Annotated in this window: 15 protein-coding genes; 7 read left to right on the top strand and 8 right to left on the bottom strand. The window is 63.9% G+C overall.

Translation table 11 applies throughout. The features are described 5' to 3' along the window. The first annotated feature begins 114 nt into the window (after positions 1 to 114). Positions 115 to 573 carry a DUF2721 domain-containing protein gene (locus IFU00_10175; GenBank protein ID MBD8542650.1) on the top strand — a complete coding sequence of 153 codons (459 nt, stop codon included), beginning with the start codon at positions 115 to 117 and terminating at the stop codon, positions 571 to 573. 129 nt (positions 574 to 702) lie between these two features. On the opposite strand, the gene IFU00_10170 is transcribed toward IFU00_10175, so the two are convergent. Beyond that, entirely contained in the window at positions 703 to 1083 is a 381-nt protein-coding gene (locus tag IFU00_10170) for a translational machinery protein (GenBank protein MBD8542649.1), read from the bottom strand. 180 nt (positions 1084 to 1263) lie between these two features. On the opposite strand from IFU00_10170, the gene IFU00_10165 reads away from it, so the two are divergent. Continuing rightward, positions 1264 to 1677 (top strand): Rrf2 family transcriptional regulator, encoded by a 414-nt coding sequence (locus IFU00_10165; protein MBD8542648.1) that lies wholly within the window; start codon positions 1264 to 1266, stop codon positions 1675 to 1677. Here the strand turns inward: IFU00_10165 and IFU00_10160 are convergent. Then, positions 1655 to 2611 (bottom strand): LysR family transcriptional regulator, encoded by a 957-nt coding sequence (locus IFU00_10160; protein MBD8542647.1) that lies wholly within the window; start codon positions 2609 to 2611, stop codon positions 1655 to 1657. The two genes, IFU00_10165 and IFU00_10160, sit on opposite strands and share 23 nt — an antisense overlap. A 94-nt stretch (positions 2612 to 2705) precedes the next feature. Here IFU00_10160 and IFU00_10155 point away from each other — a divergent pair, with 94 nt between their 5' ends. Continuing rightward, the gene (locus IFU00_10155; protein MBD8542646.1) at positions 2706 to 3956 is read left to right on the top strand and encodes an SGNH/GDSL hydrolase family protein; all 1251 of its coding nucleotides are present in this window, start codon (positions 2706 to 2708) and stop codon (positions 3954 to 3956) included. 10 nt (positions 3957 to 3966) lie between these two features. Here IFU00_10155 and IFU00_10150 read toward each other — a convergent pair whose 3' ends face one another. Next, complete coding sequence (locus IFU00_10150; GenBank protein MBD8542645.1) at positions 3967 to 4977, bottom strand: site-specific integrase; 1011 nt, start codon at positions 4975 to 4977, stop codon at positions 3967 to 3969. 804 nt (positions 4978 to 5781) lie between these two features. Between IFU00_10150 and IFU00_10145 the strand changes: the two genes are divergently transcribed. Next, entirely contained in the window at positions 5782 to 6369 is a 588-nt protein-coding gene (locus tag IFU00_10145; protein ID MBD8542644.1) for a DUF1211 domain-containing protein, read from the top strand. A gap of 103 nt (positions 6370 to 6472) precedes the next feature. Here the strand turns inward: IFU00_10145 and IFU00_10140 are convergent, their stop codons facing one another. The 5 genes from IFU00_10140 to IFU00_10120 all read right to left on the bottom strand — a co-directional run bounded on the left by IFU00_10140 (position 6473) and on the right by IFU00_10120 (position 14179). Further along, positions 6473 to 7435 carry an alpha/beta hydrolase gene (locus IFU00_10140; protein ID MBD8542643.1) on the bottom strand — a complete coding sequence of 321 codons (963 nt, stop codon included), beginning with the start codon at positions 7433 to 7435 and terminating at the stop codon, positions 6473 to 6475. Positions 7436 to 7582: 147 nt separating this feature from the next. Continuing rightward, the gene (locus IFU00_10135) at positions 7583 to 10537 is read right to left on the bottom strand and encodes a hypothetical protein (protein ID MBD8542642.1); all 2955 of its coding nucleotides are present in this window, start codon (positions 10535 to 10537) and stop codon (positions 7583 to 7585) included. A gap of 223 nt (positions 10538 to 10760) precedes the next feature. Continuing rightward, positions 10761 to 11594 carry an alpha/beta hydrolase gene (locus IFU00_10130; protein MBD8542641.1) on the bottom strand — a complete coding sequence of 278 codons (834 nt, stop codon included), beginning with the start codon at positions 11592 to 11594 and terminating at the stop codon, positions 10761 to 10763. Between the two features lie 59 nt (positions 11595 to 11653). Beyond that, positions 11654 to 13525, bottom strand: a complete 1872-nt coding sequence (locus IFU00_10125) for an amidohydrolase (GenBank protein ID MBD8542640.1) — start codon at positions 13523 to 13525, stop codon at positions 11654 to 11656. Positions 13526 to 13552: 27 nt separating this feature from the next. Further along, entirely contained in the window at positions 13553 to 14179 is a 627-nt protein-coding gene (locus IFU00_10120) for a response regulator transcription factor (protein MBD8542639.1), read from the bottom strand. 208 nt (positions 14180 to 14387) lie between these two features. On the opposite strand from IFU00_10120, the gene IFU00_10115 reads away from it, so the two are divergent. The 3 genes from IFU00_10115 to IFU00_10105 all read left to right on the top strand — a co-directional run bounded on the left by IFU00_10115 (position 14388) and on the right by IFU00_10105 (position 16260). Further along, positions 14388 to 15092, top strand: a complete 705-nt coding sequence (locus IFU00_10115) for a DUF1275 domain-containing protein (protein MBD8542638.1) — start codon at positions 14388 to 14390, stop codon at positions 15090 to 15092. Positions 15093 to 15200: 108 nt separating this feature from the next. Continuing rightward, positions 15201 to 15887, top strand: coding sequence for a hydrolase (locus IFU00_10110; GenBank protein MBD8542637.1), 687 nt, complete (start codon positions 15201 to 15203; stop codon positions 15885 to 15887). Between the two features lie 76 nt (positions 15888 to 15963). Next, the gene (locus IFU00_10105; GenBank protein MBD8542636.1) at positions 15964 to 16260 is read left to right on the top strand and encodes a XapX domain-containing protein; all 297 of its coding nucleotides are present in this window, start codon (positions 15964 to 15966) and stop codon (positions 16258 to 16260) included. Positions 16261 to 16262 lie beyond the last annotated feature (2 nt).

The raw sequence follows: 16262 nt of genomic DNA, 5'->3' as shown, positions 1-16262 counted from the left end.
CCATATCACACAGTCATGCACTATTCAGTCGGCGTGGCGTCCATCCGACACGCGTGCTTTGCATTCTGTTGCTGCTACACTTCTGCCATCTTCCTTCTCACGGACAGCGTTGCAATGAACTTCCAGCTCGGCGATATCGGTCAGGTCATTCAGTTGGCAATCGCGCCCGTATTTCTGCTCGCTGGTGTCAGCATCCTGCTGATCGTACTGACCAACCGGCTTGGCCGCATCATCGATCAGATGCGCTTGCTGGAAGAGCGCGCCATCAAGTGCGTCGACGCCGAGTGTGTGACTGCGCTGAGCGGTCTGCACCGCCGCTCCAACCTGATCAACATCGCCATTGCCGCCAGCACGCTGTGCGGCCTGCTGATCTGTCTCGTGATCGCAATGCTGTTTCTCGGCGACGCCACCGGCCTGCCGCTCGTTCATCTGATTGCTGCCAGTTTCATCGGCGCGATGCTGGCCCTGACGACCAGTTTCATCTGCCTGATGCGCGAGGTCTCGATGTCGTACCGACTGATGCGCGAGCAGCAGCTGATGGCGATGGCCATGTGCGCGGGGCGTGCGGTCTGACCGTCAGGCAGTACGGTGGCGGAATTGATACTGCTGAAGTTGCGGTTTAAGCGAAGGCGTTAAAAAACCCGCTATGCCATGACGGCAAGCGGGTTGGCAGCGCGCTGGCGCTGAAAGACTGTCAGCGAATTACTGCATGCCGCCGCTGCTGATGAAATGCTCGCGTGCGTAGGCCAGCAACTGGCCTTCCGATGGATGATCCACGGTTTCGACAGACTTGATCTTGTCGGCAATCGCCGGCATCTTGCTCGTCAGGTAGCTCACGAACGCGGTTTTTTCTTCGGCTGGGCCCACGACCAGGATCTGCTCGCTATCGGTCAGCGCAGCGGCGATGTCCTTGTAGAACAGCGTGTTGTCATCGCCGTTGACATGGTTGTCGCCGTGCTTCTGGTGCGGATGCGGGTGGGTCGAATGGGTTTTCATCGATTCGGATTCCGACGCATTCTTGTCGAAGTGGATGACTTGGGCTTTGGTGTGGTCGAGCCAGACGACAGCGTTATTCAGGGACATGGTTGCTTTCGTGATGTAGTGTGATTCGAGGATAGCGCATGTGCCCCGATGACTGGGTGCGTTACCACACGCAGGGCCAATGACAGCGCGTCAAACTGAAACTCGACGAATTGCATTTAAATGACGATTATATCGATACTCCTGAAGTTTCGGTATCATTGCGTCAGGAGGATCACAACGATGAGAGCAGATTTCAGACTGGCGCGCATGCTGCACGTCCTGAGCCATATTCACGGTCGCACCAATACCACGAGTTCCGAGGAACTTGCGGTCATGCTCAACACCAATCCCGTGCTCGTGCGCCGGATGATGGGGGGACTGCGCGCCGCAGGATATGTAACGTCGACGTCAGGGCGCAATGGCGGCTGGGTGTTGGCGGTCGATCCCGACGCGATCACGGTGCTCGATGTGTATCAGGCGCTGGAAGAACCCGTGATCTTTGCAATCGGCGCGAATGTCGATCATTCGGGCTGCCCGCAGGAGCAAGCAATCAACGGGGCGCTCGAAGTGGCCATGGCCCAGGCCGCTGGCACACTGCTGCGTGAATTCGGGCAGGTACGCCTGTCGGCCTTCATCGCGCATACGGCGACGTAGAAAGGGCGTTTGTCTGATCGCTTGCCGCCGGCGCTGGCACCGCTACATGAAACCCGCCCAGCTGCCGGAATTGCTCCACCGTGAAGTCGATGAAGGTCTTCACGCGCAGCGGCTGGAAGCGGCGAGACGGCGTCAGCACGTACAAATCCTGGTGGCCGGCGGCCCAGTCTGGCAACACCTGCACCAGCGCACCGCGCGCCAACAGATCGTGGATCAGCCAGTCGGGACAAACGGCAATGCCGCTGCCATGTACGACGGCTTCACGGATCGCCAGCGCGTTATTGACGCGGTACCGGCTGCGCACCGGGACCTGGATCGCTTGATCGCCGCGATGCAGTTCAATGGTGGTGCCGGGTGTCCACGCAAAGCGCACGAAGTCGTGGCCGTCCAGGTCGGCCGGCTGCCGTGGGACGCCGCGTTGCTGCAGATACGCGGGCGAGGCCGCCAGAAAGCGGGGGATCGTGGCCAGGTGGCGGCCGGTGACGTCCGGCGGCAGCGGTCCACCCAGCCGGAAAGCGATATCGACGCCTTCGGCGACCATGTCGATGTAGCGGTCGTCCAGTATCAGTTCGATTTCCACGGCCGGGTGCGCCGCAAGAAAACGCCCGACGATCGCATTAAGTTGCAACTGCCCCAGGCCGACCGGCGCATTGATGCGCAGGAGGCCCGAGAGTTGCCCTGCCATGCCCTGGACAGTACCGACGGCAGCGTCGAATCCGTCGAGCACCAGTCTGACATCGAGATAGAACTGCCGCCCCTGTTCGGTCGGCGACAAGCCCCTGGTGCTGCGCTGGAACAGCCGTACGGCCAGGTGCTGCTCTAGCTGGGCCAGCAATTTGCTGACCGTCGGCTGCGTGGTCCCAAGATCGCGTGCTGCCGCCGACAAGCTGCCCAGCTCGAGTGTTCGTACATGGCACGAAGGGTATCCATCGATATATTCTCAAATCGAATGAGTGATGTTCCAATTTACCATCTTCCTGCCGATATCCGAATGACCTACCTTGGGCCCATCATTCATAAGGGATCCCATGAACCATCACTTTCACACCGCAGCGATCTGGATCGCAATCACCCTCGCAGGCAACGCGCTGGCAGGAGAAGTACGCACGAACTGGGTGACGTCCTGGTATGCAGCATCCCAACCAGGCTGGGACAGCACGTTCGTCTTGCCGATGAACGTCCCTGCATTTCTGGAAGATGAAACCGTACGTGAGTACGTTCGCATCAGTGCTGGCGGAGATCGCATCAAACTGGTCTTCACCAACCGTTATGGCAAAGTCCCGCTCGACATCGGCGCGGTCAGCGTGATGACGCGGGCGGTGACGTTCGAAGGCATGCGGCATGTGATGATCCCGCCTGGCACGACGGTCACGAGTGACCCGATCACATTGCCCGTCAAGCCGCTGGCGCTGCTGCAGGTCACGACCTATCTGCCACGGCGCACCGCCATCACCGGGTTTCACTGGGGCGCGTCGCAACGTATCAGCATCGCTGCCGGCAACGCCAGGAAGGCGGCCGATTTCTCGAAGGCGGCGCGGGTGGAAGGGCGCCTGTTTCTCAGTGCCGTACTGGTCGATGCATTACCGGGTGGCCGCACGGTGGTGGCGCTGGGCGACTCCATTACCGACGGCAATGGGTCGACGCCGGATGCTGATCAGCGCTGGCCCGATTTCCTCGCGCGCCGACTGGCGCCGCATGGCATCGCCGTGGCCAATGCCGGTATTTCCGGCGCGCGGTTGCTGAAAGACGGCATGGGCGACAGCGCGCTGGCCCGGTTTGACCACGATGTGCTGGGTCAGCCCGGGGTGGCGGACGTGATTGTCCTGCTGGGTATCAATGACATCGGCTGGCCTGGCAGCCCATTCGCGTTGGCTGAACCGATGGTGACGCCCGACGAACTGACGGCGGGCTTTCGCCAGCTTGCGCTTGTCGCGCAGGCCAGGGGAATCCGGATCACGGTGGGCACGCTGCCACCGTTCGAGGGGGCGCTGGAGGGGACACCGTTTGCCGGGCATTACAGCCCGCAGAAAGAGGCATTGCGCATGCGCTTGAACGACTGGATTCGTGGCGCTGGCATATTCGATGCGGTGGTCGACTTCGACGCTGTGCTGCGCGATCCAGCGCGACCGCAGCGCATGCAGGCAGCGTTCGATTCGGGCGACCATCTGCATCCGGGCGATGCCGGGTACCGGAGAATGGCCGATGCCATTGCTATTGGCGCCATCGTTGCGCGTGATCCGGGCGCTCGTCGTGAGGCTGCGTCGGCCCGGACAGAGTGAGCCGGTCGGATCAGCCCTTGTCGTCGGTGTGTTCGCCCGGATCCGGCTTGACGCGCGTGAGCTTGTAATCGGCCGCAGAGCGCTCGAGCGCCAGGCCGAGGACGTCCTTGAGGTCGTCAGGACTCGCGCCGTTGTCGAGTTGTTGCTTGGCGAACGTGTTGCGCAGCGTGCGCCCGCCGGAGCGCGCCAGATCCATCCCGGCGCGCTCGAATGTCGCGCGCATCTGCACATAGACCGTTTTTCTCGTCATCCTGGCGCCGGCAGCATTGGCCGGGAAGACGAACTGGCCAGGGATGGCCAGCGTCTCGCGCTCGGCAAGCCACGGCAGCAGCTCATCGGCGCCGTCGCGGGGGAGGGTGATCGTGTGTTCGTGGCTGGTGTCATGCTTTTCGTCCGGCGTGATCGTCAGCACGATCGAGCCGTCGAGCGCCTGCTGGCGGCCGATCTCGGACATCAGCAAGCCGATCGCTTCCGATACGCGCAAGCCAGCCAGCGCGATGACGACCTGCATGGCACGGTCGCGTCGACGCTTCCAGCCCTCGAACGGGGTGCTGGTACGGCGCTTGGGCGCTTCGGCTGGCAAGGCCGCAAAGAACCGCACCAACTGCTCGTCGGACAATGTACGGCCGGCTTCATCGCGGGTCATATGGGCACGGTCGATGTGGAGGATGGCCAGCTGCGCAGGGTTGGGGTTGACGTCCAGGTGCTCGTAGCAGCGCTCCAGCAGACGCAGGTAGCGGTAGGCGATCTTGCTGTTCAGGATGAGCTTTCCCTTGGTGGTGCGGCCGATGAAACGGGCCAGGTCAGTGTGGGTCACTGTGGAGAAGGTGAGGCCATTCTCGAACATCCAGCCTGCCACATTGGCGAACATGAAGTTGTAGATCTTGGCCGATGCCGCTGACGGGATGCGCAGCGTGCCATCGGCAGGCAGGCGACGGCCGGTTTCGGCGAATGCTGTCGTGGCGACGAATTGCCTGAATGCCTGGATGGGATCACGGTCCCATGAAGTTGGTGTGAGCATGGAAGATCAGGTTGGATGACGAAGCTGTAGAGTACCATAAAAAGGTAACTAACCAACATATGATTCGAGCAAAGCTACCATATCACGCTATTCGACTACATTTGAGACAGCAACTGAAAGGCAGTCTACAGAGAGGAGGTTTGATCCTGTCTTATCCGTCGACTTCGGAACAGCCAGGTCAGTCCAGACACGCTGATGCAGGAGGAGGGACCGGAAAGTAGCTTATCTGGCTACGCGTGACTTTCTGTGAGGTTAAGGGGAATTTTTTGAGATACCATCAAACCGAAGCACGCGATCATTTAACCGGGAGGAAGTATGTTCCAATGTCCTCAATGTCACGATCACGCCATCTCCGCTTCCTCGACGTTATCGACTACGCTCGACAGTACCGTCACGTGCCCGACATGCATGACGACACTGCGCATCAAGCGCAAGGCGACACATTACCTGGTGATCGCGTACATGTGTCTTCGCGCAATCTTGTCGTCAGTGCTGCGAGAAGGCTATAACGTCGGAATCTTCGTCGAGTCGGGTGTGATCATTACCTTGGCCGTACTGCAATTCCTGTTGACTGAGTACGACGTAGTCGGCAGCACAGGGTCGCGGACTTCTTCACCGGGTTAGGCGCTCCACGACCCCCAGTAAACCGGAACTCCAGCAATTACGAAAACTGTCGCTGTACTTCTGTTGGTCCAATGCACCCGGAGAAGGCAGCATTCGTGGCGGGCCGAGGTCGTACGCGCCGGCCGTCACCACTATCCCTTGATAGGGGAAGCGCGCCGTGTTCCGCGCTAAGGTGGCGGCATGGACAAGAACCGCACCGAGGCATTCAGCGACGGCGTCATCGCCATCATCATCACGATCATGGTGCTCGAGCTGCATGCGCCCGCATCCAGCAGCCTGGCTGCCATCGTCGATGCCGGGCCGGCCCTGGCGCGCTACCTGCTCAGCTTTGTCTACGTCGGTATCTACTGGGTCAACCACCATGCGCTGCTGGACCGGGTGCGGCGCATCGACGCGCCGGCGCTGTGGGCCAACCTGCACCTGCTGTTCTGGATGTCGCTGATTCCCTACGTGACGGCGTGGGCCGGCCAGCACCCGATGGATCCGGTACCGGTGGCACTGTATGGCGTGATTCTAATGAACTGCGCGCTGGCCTTCACGCTGTTGTCGTGGTGCCTGCAGCGCGGTAGCGGCGCTGCAGGCACCGCCTGGGCCAGCCGCAAGAACCGCTTTTCGGTGCTGATGTATGCACTGGCCGTCCTGTTGTCGCTCTGGTCCACGCTGGCAGGTGCGCTGGTGCATATGCTGCTCGCACTTATTTGGCTCAAGCCGGACGTTCGCCCGCGGGCCACGGAAGCGGGAGACATGGCAGAGACCCGAGACAGATAAGGAGAGCGCCATGCTCGACCACGTGGAAACCCGGGTCTCTACGGAACAGGCCAGGCCGCACCGGCCCCCGTCCGGGAAGCCGGCGCAGGGGGGCTGAGGCGCGTCAGGCCTTGATGAAGGCCAGCAGGTCCGCGTTGAGGCGGTGCTTGTGGGTGGTCGGCAGGCCGTGCGGCGCGCCTTCATAGACCAGCAGGGTCGCGTTCTTCACCAGCTTCGCCGCCGCCTTGCCGGAGGCGTCGATCGGGACGATCTGGTCGTCCGAACCATGCACGATCAGGGTTGGTACGTCGATCTTTTTCAGGTCGGCGGTGAAGTCGGTCTCCGAGAACTGCTTGATGCAATCGTAGGCGTTCTTCAGGCCGCACTGCATGCCCTGCGTCCGGAAGGTGTCGCGCACGCCCTGCGAGACCTTGGCGCCCGGGCGGTTATAGCCGTAGAAGGGCATCGTCAGGTCCATGAAGAACTGCGAGCGGTCTTCCACCACCGACTTGCGGATGCCGTCGAACACGTCCATCGGCAGGCCGCCCGGGTTCGTGGCCGACCGGACCATCTGCGGCGGGACCGCGCCCACCAGCACCGCCTTGGCCACGCGTTGATTGCCATGGCGACCGATGTAGTGTGCGACTTCGCCGCCGCCAGTCGAATGACCGACCAGCACCGCGTTCTTCAGGTCGAGGTGCCGGATCAGTGCCGCCAGGTCGTCCGCGTAGTGGTCCATGTCGTTGCCGTTCCACGGCTGGCTCGACAGGCCGTGGCCGCGGCGGTCGTGCGCGATCACCCGGTAGCCCCGCGCGGCCAGGAAAAACATCTGGTCTTCCCAGGCATCGCCCTGCAGTGGCCACCCATGGCTGAACACCACTGGATGGCCGCTGCCCCAGTCCTTGTAGTGGATGACAGTGCCGTCTTCGACGGTCAGGTAGTTGCCGGCGCGCCCGCCCGGTGTGGACGGACGTTGTGGCTTGGTCGCGGCGGCAGCGTTGCCGGCCACCGCGAGGCCGGCGCCGATGGCGCCGGATGCGGCGCCCGCCAGCAGGCTGCGGCGCGACAGGGTAGCTTGGTTCGACATGGTGGATCCTTTCAGGTTGGACAGAAGCCTGTGCTCGCAAGCCCAGGGCTGTCTCCAGTCTAAAGAATCGTGCCTTGCCTGCACCCGGCCAGAAGGCCAGGCCGTCGGGACTGGCCGAACGATACGGGCAGTCCCGATGGCCGGTCGTTAACCGGCATAGGCCCGTACGGCGGGAACCGTCAGTCTGACGACTGCGCCTGCGCCTGCGTCGCTGCCCGATTCGAGTTCCAGCGTGCCGCCGATGCGATCGGCACGCTCGCGCATGCCGACCAGGCCCCAGCGGCCGTCCGCGGCGCCCTTGTGCAACACCGCTGCGTCGATGCCCCGTCCATCGTCGCTGATGGTCAGTACCAGCCGCTCGGGCTGGTACTCCAGGCGTGCTTCAACATGGGAAGCGGCGGCATGGACACAGGCGTTGTGCAGCGCTTCCTGGGCGATGGCGGCCACTTCTGCGCCGGTCCCGACAGCAAGGCGGCGCCGAAGGCCGCTGGACCGCAGGGCGATGGCAATGCCCGGATGTGCTTCCCGCAACGCGGCAATGCTGTCCTCCAGCAGGTCCTCGGGTTGTTCGCTGCCGACTGAACGCAACTCTTGCAGCTGTTCGCGCCCCTCGCCGAGCGCCCGGCGGGCATGGCCGAGCACTTGTTCGATCTCTCCGCGCGCCCCCGCGTCCTTGGGCAAACCCGCAGCGATCGCATCCACACGAAATACCAGGCTCTGGACCGTCTGCAGGAAGGTATCGTGCAAGGTGCGTGCAATGCGTTCGCGCTCGGCCATCTTCACGTGCATGCGCTCGGCCACGCGCCGTGTCAGATAGCGCACGCGGTAGCGATAGGCCAGGAACAGCAGGGCACCGATCAGCGCCATACCGAACAGTTTGAACCACGTTGTCTGCCAAATTGTCGGTTCGACCGTAAAGCGCAGCACCGCCTGCGTCGCGCTGCGCTTGCCGTCTTCGTTGATGGCGTGCAGGCGGAATACATAATTTCCGGGCTTCACATTGGTGTACGACGTCGTGCGGCGTGTGCCGGCGTCTTGCCACACCGAATCGATCCCTTCCAACAGATACTCGAAACGCACACGCTCCGGCATGCGCAACGAGGGCGCGGTGAAGTCGACACGCAAACGTTCGGTTCCCGCTGGCAGGATCGCCGCGTTCCAGCCGGGCGATCCGGGGGTGAACACGGCCTTGTCGCTTGATAGGGACAAGATCAATGGTGTCGGCGCAACGTGGTTACGCTTCAGGTTCGCGCTGTCGACCCGCATCACGCCTCCGGTCGCCACCAGCCAGAGCGTGCGGCCGTCCACGGTCCATGCGCTGCGCCAGCGACTTTCGATGACGGCGCGGCCGGGATAGCCGTCCAGGGCATCGAAGACGTCATAATTCAGCGGCAGACCGGGATTGTCGATGCTGCGCTTCCAGTTTGCAGCTGTCACATGGACCAGTCCAGCGGCGCCGTTCAACCAGCGGTCACCGTCGCCTGTGACGACAAAGCCTGAAACATTGCGCAGGACGCTCGGGTCAGCAGCGTGCAGCATGCGCAGAACGCCGCCCTGTACGACACCGGTGCCGTTGTCCCCACTGAGCACGAGATCCGTCTCCGGAAAGATCGCCGCAGTCATGCCAAGGGCACGGATATCGATGGGCGGGCGGGTGGCATCGGTCGCGAGGTCGTAATGGAACAGCTCACCGTTTCCGGTAGCCAGCCACATCTGCCCGGGCCCGGCCAGGGCCGACTGGTAAATCTTGGGCGGCAGATTGAAGTTCCTGCCAGGTTGCCATTTCCCATCGCGCCAGCCGATCAATCCGATATCGGCTGCTGCTGTCCACAACACCTTGCCGTCGTCCAGGATACCGAACAGCCGCCGGTCCATCGGCTTCCCGTCTGCCCCCAGGGGCAGTGGTATCTCCGCCGCACCATCCGCATGGTGACGCCAAATGCTGCGTTTTCCGCCCAGCAGCAGGGCGCCGGCCGGGTCCCGGCCCAGTACCGTGACCGGATGCCGAGGTTCTACTGGCACGGCGCGCTCGGGCAGCAACTGCCACATCTTGCCCGTCACTGCATTCGCGGCCCACATCCGTCCAGCGCCATCGGCCACCGTACTGTAGACAACGCCTTCTCCTTCCAGTTCAGTGGGAACTACCCGCTTCGGGCGAAACCGGTCGATGCCGCCTTCAGACGTGACCCAGGTCGCGCCTTCGCGATCCACCAGGATCGAGGTCAGGGTTTTTCCCGACATCCGGATCGTCGCGTCGGCTGGCGCGGCGCTTGGCCGCCCCACCTTGTATCCGGGAGCGGCATGGCGTGCGGCGCCTGGCACCACGCACGGCGGCCCGGGGCAGTCGAGCACCCACAGGGCGCCGTCGTCGGAGAATTGACCGGTACCGAGCGCCTCCGGGGAGCGCGGGACAGTGCGGCGACCGGGCGAGGCGCCGGCCGGAAGCAAGCGCATTTCGCCTTCGCCGGAGATCAGCCACAGCCTGCCGTCGGGCGCGCGCAGCAGGTCGCCCCCTGTGTCCAGAATGCGCACGAAGCGGCGGGTCTGCGGGTCGAGTCGCCAGATACTGTTATCCCTGCTGATCCAGAGCTGGCCTTGCCCGTCCAGGAGGAAGCCACGTACATCGAGTGCGTCCCAGTCCGCGCCAGACTGAAGGGCCAGCCAGCGATTTCCTTCCAGGCGATACACCCCCTTGCTGACCATCCACACGCTGCCATCGGCATCGGCCGACAGGATGTCGATCATGGCGCCCGGCCCGGGCGTTGGCGGCAAGTCCTGCAAACGGCCGTCGGGATGCAGCACCGACATGCCTTCGGCGGCCCGGCCAATATACAACTCGCCGCGGCTGCCGGCGTGCAGATAGCGGATCATGTTGCGGTTCAGGCCCAGGCCGGGCGGAAGTGGATAGCGCGAGAACTGCACACCGTCGAACCGGTACAAACCGTCCATGGTGCCGAGCCAGAGCCAGCCGTCGGAGGTCTGCGCCATTGCGCGGATCGCTTGCGGCGCGCCTTCCTCGGCGGTCCAGCGCGTGTGGTGGTAGTCGCGCAGGTTCGGTGCAGGCGAGCGCGTCTCGACCGCCGCAACGGACGGCGCAAGCATGGCGACGGCCAGAATGGAGGATACGGCGCGCAGCCATGCGCCGGGTGAAATGAGTGCGCTTGTAACCAATTTGCGTTGAGATTGTCTGACCTGAAGTGAATGGGATACTAAATCAAGCGAGACGAAAGAGCCAGTGGCGAGTAGGGGCCGCGCGACTGCAGCGGCCGACGCCCGGTGTGGTTGACGCTCAGCGCTCCCGCCTCAGGCGGGAGCGCCAGGCATATCAGCTGCGCAGGAACGCCAGCAGTTCGGCGTTCAGCTGGTCCTTGTGGGTCACCGGCAGCGCATGACCTGCACCTTCATATACCGACAGGCGGCCCTGCGGCAGCAGCTCGACGGCGCGGCGTGCGGTGCTGGCCAGCGGGACGATCTGGTCGTCGTCGCCGTGCACCACCAGGGTCGGCACCGTCATTTTCTTCAGGTCTTCCGTGAAATCGGTCTCGGAGAACTGCTTGATACAGGCATAGGCGCTCTTCAGGCTGCATTGCAGGCCCTGGATCAGAAAGGTCTGCAGCTGGCCGTCGGAAGTCTTGGCGCCGGGACGGTTGAAGCCGAAGAACGGCACCGCCAGATCAAGGAAGTACTGGGCACGGTCGGTCTTGACGCCGTCGCGGATGCCGTCGAACACCGACATCGGCACGCCGTCCGGATTCGCAGCCGAGACGATCATCTGGGGCGTGACCGCGCCCACCAGCACTGCCTTGGCGACACGGCTGGTGCCATGGCGTCCGATGTAGCGCGCCACTTCGCCGCCGCCGGTGGAGTGGCCGACCAGGGTGGCGCCGGTGATGTCGAGCGTTTCGAGCAGTGCCGCCAGGTCGTCGGCGTACGTGTTCATGTCGTTGCCGTGCCAGGCCTTGCTCGAGCGCCCATGGCCGCGGCGGTCATGCGCGATCACCCGGTAGCCGTGCTCGGCCAGGAACATCATCTGGTTTTCCCAGGCGTCGCCGTTCAGCGGCCAGCCGTGGCTGAACACCACCGGGGTACCGTGGCCCCAGTCGGTGAAGTAGATGATGGTGCCGTCGTGGGTGGTCACGGTATTGATGGTATGGCTCATGGTGTTTCCTTTCAGGAGGATGGCGCGATGCCGGCGGCGCCGGGTTGGCGGTAAAACGCTCAGAAGGCGAAGCAGCTGCAGCCGAAGGCACCCCAGAATCCGGCGAAGTCCGACACCGGCACGTTTGATCTGCGCGCCCGGTCGTGGGCGTGAACATGCACGCCGCAGGCACCGCGGCACTGGTGGGGCAGTGCGGCAACCGGCGTCGCTTTCCGGTGGTGGCCCGGCACGGTGTTCACGGGCGACCAGTCGGGCAGCACGGGAATCGGCGGTGGCGCGATCGAACTGAATTCAGACTGGCCGTAGACGATCTTGCCGCCGACCACGGTCAGCACCGACTCGATGTCCTTGATCGATTCTTCCTCCACGCGGAAAAAGTCGCTGGAGAGTACCGCGAGGTCTGCCAGCATGCCTTCGCGGATGCAGCCTTTCTTGCCGGTCTCGCTCGAAAACCACGCGCTGCCGCTGGTCCACAGCGCGAGCGCGGTCTCGCGCGGCAGGCGCTGCGCCGCATCGTAGAGGCGCAGGCCGCCGACAGTGCGGCCTGATACCAGCCAGTACAGCGCGGTCCACGGGTTGTAGCTGGCCACGCGGGTCGCGTCGGTACCGGCGCCGACCGGCACGCCGGTCTCCAGCATGCGGGTGATGGGCGGCGTGGCCCTGGCTGCGTCAGCACCGTAGCGCTCGACAAAAAATTCACCCTGGAAGGCCATGCGGTGCTGAATGGCGATGCCGCCGCCCAGGGCCTTGACGCGGTCGATGTTGCGGGGGGTGATCGTCTCGGCGTGGTCGAAGAACCAGGACAAGCCGGCGAAGGGGATGTCGCGGTCGACTTTCTCGAACACGTCCAGCATGCGCGAAATCGATTCATCGTAGGTGGCGTGCAGGCGGAACGGCCAGCGCTGCTGCACCAGGTGACGCACCACTTTTTCGAGTTCGGCCTCCATGCCTTCGGCCAGGTCGGGGCGTGGCTGCAGAAAATCTTCGAAGTCTGCGGCCGAAAACACCAGCATCTCGCCGGCGCCGTTGTGGCGGTAGAAGTCGCTGCCGTCGCCCGGCTTGACGAGCGCGGTCCAGCGTTCGAAGTCGCCCAGCTCCTGACCCTTGTTCTGGGTGAACAGGTTGTAGGCGATCCGCACCGTCAGCTGCTCATCTTTGGCCAGCGCATCGACGACGGCATAATCTTCGGGGTAGTTCTGGAAGCCGCCGCCGGCATCGATCACGCTGGTCACGCCCAGGCGGTTCAGTTCGCGCATGAACTGGCGTGTCGAATTGACCTGCTGGTCAAGCGGCAGGGTCGGGCCCTTGGCCAGGGTGGCGTACAGAATCATGGCGTTCGGGCGCGCGATCAGCATGCCGGTCGGGTTGCCGGCCGCATCGCGCACGATTTCGCCGCCCGGCGGATTGGGCGTGTCCTTGTCGTAGCCTACCGCGCGCAGGGCGGCGCGGTTGAGCAGGGCGCGGTCGTACAGGTGCAGCACGAACACCGGCGTGTCCGGCGCGGCGCGGTTGATCTCTTCGATCGTTGGCATGCGCTTTTCGGAAAACTGGAACTCGTTCCAGCCGCCCACCACGCGTACCCACTGGGGATGCGGGGTACGCTCGGCCTGCGCCTTGAGCATGCGCAGCGCGTCGGCAAGCGAGGGCACGCCTTCCCAGCGCAGCTCCAGGTTGTAGTTCAGTCCACCGCGGATCAGGTGGATGTGCGAGTCGTTCAGGCCGGGAATCACGGTGCGGCCATTGAGGTCGATCACCTGGCTGTCCGGCTGGCGATGGCGCATCACCTCGTCCGTATCGCCCACTGCCAGGAATCTGCCGTCCTGAATCGCCACTGCGCTGGCCTGGGGGTTCTGGCGGTCAACCGTGTGAAAGCAGCCGTTGAACAGGATCAGTGGGGCGGTCTTGGCGGCGGTGCTGGTGGATTGGTTCATGATGGGTGGTCCCTGTTCCTGGATAGTCTAGAAGGCGTGCAGCAGGCCGCGTTGCTGCGCCACGGATGCAGCCTCGGTGCGGCACGATACGTTCAGCTTCGACAGGATGTTGTTGACGTGGTATTTCACGGTGCCCACGCCAATTCCCGCGTCGCGTGCGATCAGTTTGTTGCTCTTGCCCGCACTCAGGTGGGCCAGGATGTCCAGCTCGCGCCGCGACAGCGGGCTGGTGTGGATGCGCAGCGCCAGCTTGTCCGCCAGCAGCGCCGGCAGATAGCGGCGCTGTTCCACGACCTGGCGCACGCAGCGCACGATCTCCTCGAAGCCGGCCTGCTTGAGCAGGTAACCCGCCGCCCCCGCCTGCAGTGCGCGGTGCACGTTCTCATCGCCTTCGTAACTGGTGAGCATCACGATTCTCGCGTCCGGATGCATCCTGCGGGTCGCGATGATGGCTTCGAGGCCGCCGCCCGGCATGTTCAGGTCGACCAGCATCACGTCCGGGCGCAGGCGCTCATACAGCGCAACCGCCTCGGCCGCGCTGGCGCCCTGGCCGAGCAGCGCCAGGTCCGGCTCGGATTCGATAAGGCTGGCAAGACCGGCCAGGATGAGGGGGTGGTCGTCGGCGATGACCAGTGAAATTGGGGACTTGTCCATGCTGGATGCTCCGCTGTCCGTAGTCTGATGGCCGCATTGTCGGCGTGGTCGCCATGACGGTCTAGCTATACCAATGGATAGGAGGGGCAGGTCGTAAAACTGGCCAAATGGGATGGGCGCGACGTACCCCGGTTGCCTACGATGTCGGGCAGCGGTGGCCGGTGAAGGATCGATTGCCGTCCATCCACCACCCAACCTGGAGAGTCGCATGAGCGAACCAACACATAACCGCACGCAGGGTTTGGCGCTCGGCTTCCTGGCCGGCTATGTCGACTCGCTGGGCTTTCTCGCCCTGTTTGGCCTGTTCACCGCCCACGTGACCGGCAATTTCATCATGATCGGCGCCGCGCTGGCCGACCCCGGCCGCGAGATGGTGCTGCTGAAGTTCCTGGCTTTCCCGGCCTTCATCGTCGGCGTCGTCATGGCGCGCCTGCTGATTGTCGCGGTCGAGCGGCGCGGCGGTGCCGCGCTGCGCCCGGCCTTGCTGCTGCAGGTCGTGCTGCTGTCGGGCTTCATGGCCTGCGGCATCGCGGCCACCCCGATCGGCGGGCACGCCGGGTGGCTGGCGATGGCGGCGGGCCTGCTGGGCACCGCGGGAATGGGGGCGCACAGCGCCACCAGCCGTCTGCTGCTGGCCCACCTGGCACCGACTTCCATGATGACCGGAAACGTCACCCAGATCGTCATCGACCTGACAGACGCCGCCCGCGGGGCCAACGATCCGGGCCTGAAAGGCCGGTGTGCCAAGTTCATCTGGCCCCTGGCGGCGTTCGCCATCGGCTGCGTCGTCGCGGCCTTCGCGTTCCACCGGTTCGGCTTTGCCGCGCTGGTACTCCCCGTCCTGATCCTGCTCGGCCTGACGGCGAGCGAAACGCCGGCAATGCCGGTGCAGGAGCGGACGACCCCACCGTAAGGCAGGTATACCTTTGGATACTGGTTCCAGGGGAAGCCGCGTCGTACGATTCCCACCATTGCGGCCCACACCACGATGAGCCGCCCCAGCAACGACATGGAGAACATCATGCCCAACCCGAAACTCGAAGTCCTGACCCCGCAAAACTCCCAGCTGATCTTCATCGATCACCAGCCGCAGATGGCCTTCGGCGTGCAGTCGATCGACCGCCAGGTCCTGAAGAACAACGTGGTCGGGCTGGCCAAGGCCGCCAGGGCCTTCAATATCCCGACCATCATCACCACGGTGGAGACCGAAAGCTTCTCCGGCCATACCTACCCGGAGCTGCTTGACGTCTTCCCGGGCAAGGAGATTCTTGAACGCTCATCGATGAACTCGTGGGACGACCAGAAGGTGCGCGACGCCCTGGCCAGCAACGGCCGGAAAAAGGTGATTGTCGCTGGCTTGTGGACCGAAGTCTGCAACACCACGTTCGCCCTGTGCGCCATGCTGGAAGGCGAGTACGAGATCTACATGGTGGCCGACGCGTCGGGTGGCACCTCGAAGGACGCCCACGACTTCGCGATGCTGCGCGTGGTGCAGGCCGGCGCCGTGCCGGTCACCTGGCAGCAGGTGCTGCTCGAGTGGCAGCGCGACTGGGCGCACCGCGACACCTACAATGACGTGATGGCGATCGTGCGTGAGCATTCCGGCGCCTACGGCATGGGCGTGGATTACGCCTACACGATGGTGCACAAGGCGCCGCAGCGCATCACCGGCAGCCACGAAACGCTGGCACCGGTGCCCGCCAAATAATCCGTCAGCGCGGCAATCCGGCAGGGCCGGCACGGTGGCGCCGTGCCGCCTTGCCGTTCTTTTTATGGAGGATCCCATGAAAATCTATGTCGTGGCGTTGGCAGCCGGCCTGCTGGTCGGCCTGATCTATGCGCTGCTGCAGGTGCGCTCGCCGGCGCCGCCGGTTGTTGCCCTGGTCGGCTTGCTCGGCATGCTGATCGGCGAGCAGTCGGTCCCGCTGGTCAAGCGCATGCTCGCCAGGGAACCGATCACGGCGAGCTGGCTGCGCACGCATTGCGTGGCCCAGATCACCGGCATTCCCGCCAGCCCCACCGACGCTGGAACGCCCACGGGTCGCGCTGATGCGCCGACGACAGGCGAGCCACAAGCGTGAAG

The sequence above is a fragment of the Oxalobacteraceae sp. CFBP 8761 genome (assembly GCA_014841595.1).
Classification (GTDB): Bacteria; Pseudomonadota; Gammaproteobacteria; order Burkholderiales; family Burkholderiaceae_D; genus Telluria.
The sequence above is the reverse complement of the archived record's forward strand: the minus strand, read 5'-3'. Positions and strand labels throughout refer to the sequence as shown.

Coding starts and splice junctions, on each gene's coding strand:
- IFU00_10125 (MBD8542640.1), bottom strand. CDS start 13,525: ATGAACCAATCCACCAGCACCGCCGCCAAGACCGCCCCACTGATCCTG.
- IFU00_10135 (MBD8542642.1), bottom strand. CDS start 10,537: ATGCTTGCGCCGTCCGTTGCGGCGGTCGAGACGCGCTCGCCTGCACCG.
- IFU00_10145 (MBD8542644.1), top strand. CDS start 5,782: ATGGACAAGAACCGCACCGAGGCATTCAGCGACGGCGTCATCGCCATC.
- IFU00_10165 (MBD8542648.1), top strand. CDS start 1,264: ATGAGAGCAGATTTCAGACTGGCGCGCATGCTGCACGTCCTGAGCCAT.
- IFU00_10130 (MBD8542641.1), bottom strand. CDS start 11,594: ATGAGCCATACCATCAATACCGTGACCACCCACGACGGCACCATCATC.
- IFU00_10150 (MBD8542645.1), bottom strand. CDS start 4,977: ATGCTCACACCAACTTCATGGGACCGTGATCCCATCCAGGCATTCAGG.
- IFU00_10155 (MBD8542646.1), top strand. CDS start 2,706: ATGAACCATCACTTTCACACCGCAGCGATCTGGATCGCAATCACCCTC.
- IFU00_10175 (MBD8542650.1), top strand. CDS start 115: ATGAACTTCCAGCTCGGCGATATCGGTCAGGTCATTCAGTTGGCAATC.
- IFU00_10110 (MBD8542637.1), top strand. CDS start 15,201: ATGCCCAACCCGAAACTCGAAGTCCTGACCCCGCAAAACTCCCAGCTG.
- IFU00_10140 (MBD8542643.1), bottom strand. CDS start 7,435: ATGTCGAACCAAGCTACCCTGTCGCGCCGCAGCCTGCTGGCGGGCGCC.
- IFU00_10105 (MBD8542636.1), top strand. CDS start 15,964: ATGAAAATCTATGTCGTGGCGTTGGCAGCCGGCCTGCTGGTCGGCCTG.
- IFU00_10120 (MBD8542639.1), bottom strand. CDS start 14,179: ATGGACAAGTCCCCAATTTCACTGGTCATCGCCGACGACCACCCCCTC.
- IFU00_10115 (MBD8542638.1), top strand. CDS start 14,388: ATGAGCGAACCAACACATAACCGCACGCAGGGTTTGGCGCTCGGCTTC.
- IFU00_10170 (MBD8542649.1), bottom strand. CDS start 1,083: ATGTCCCTGAATAACGCTGTCGTCTGGCTCGACCACACCAAAGCCCAA.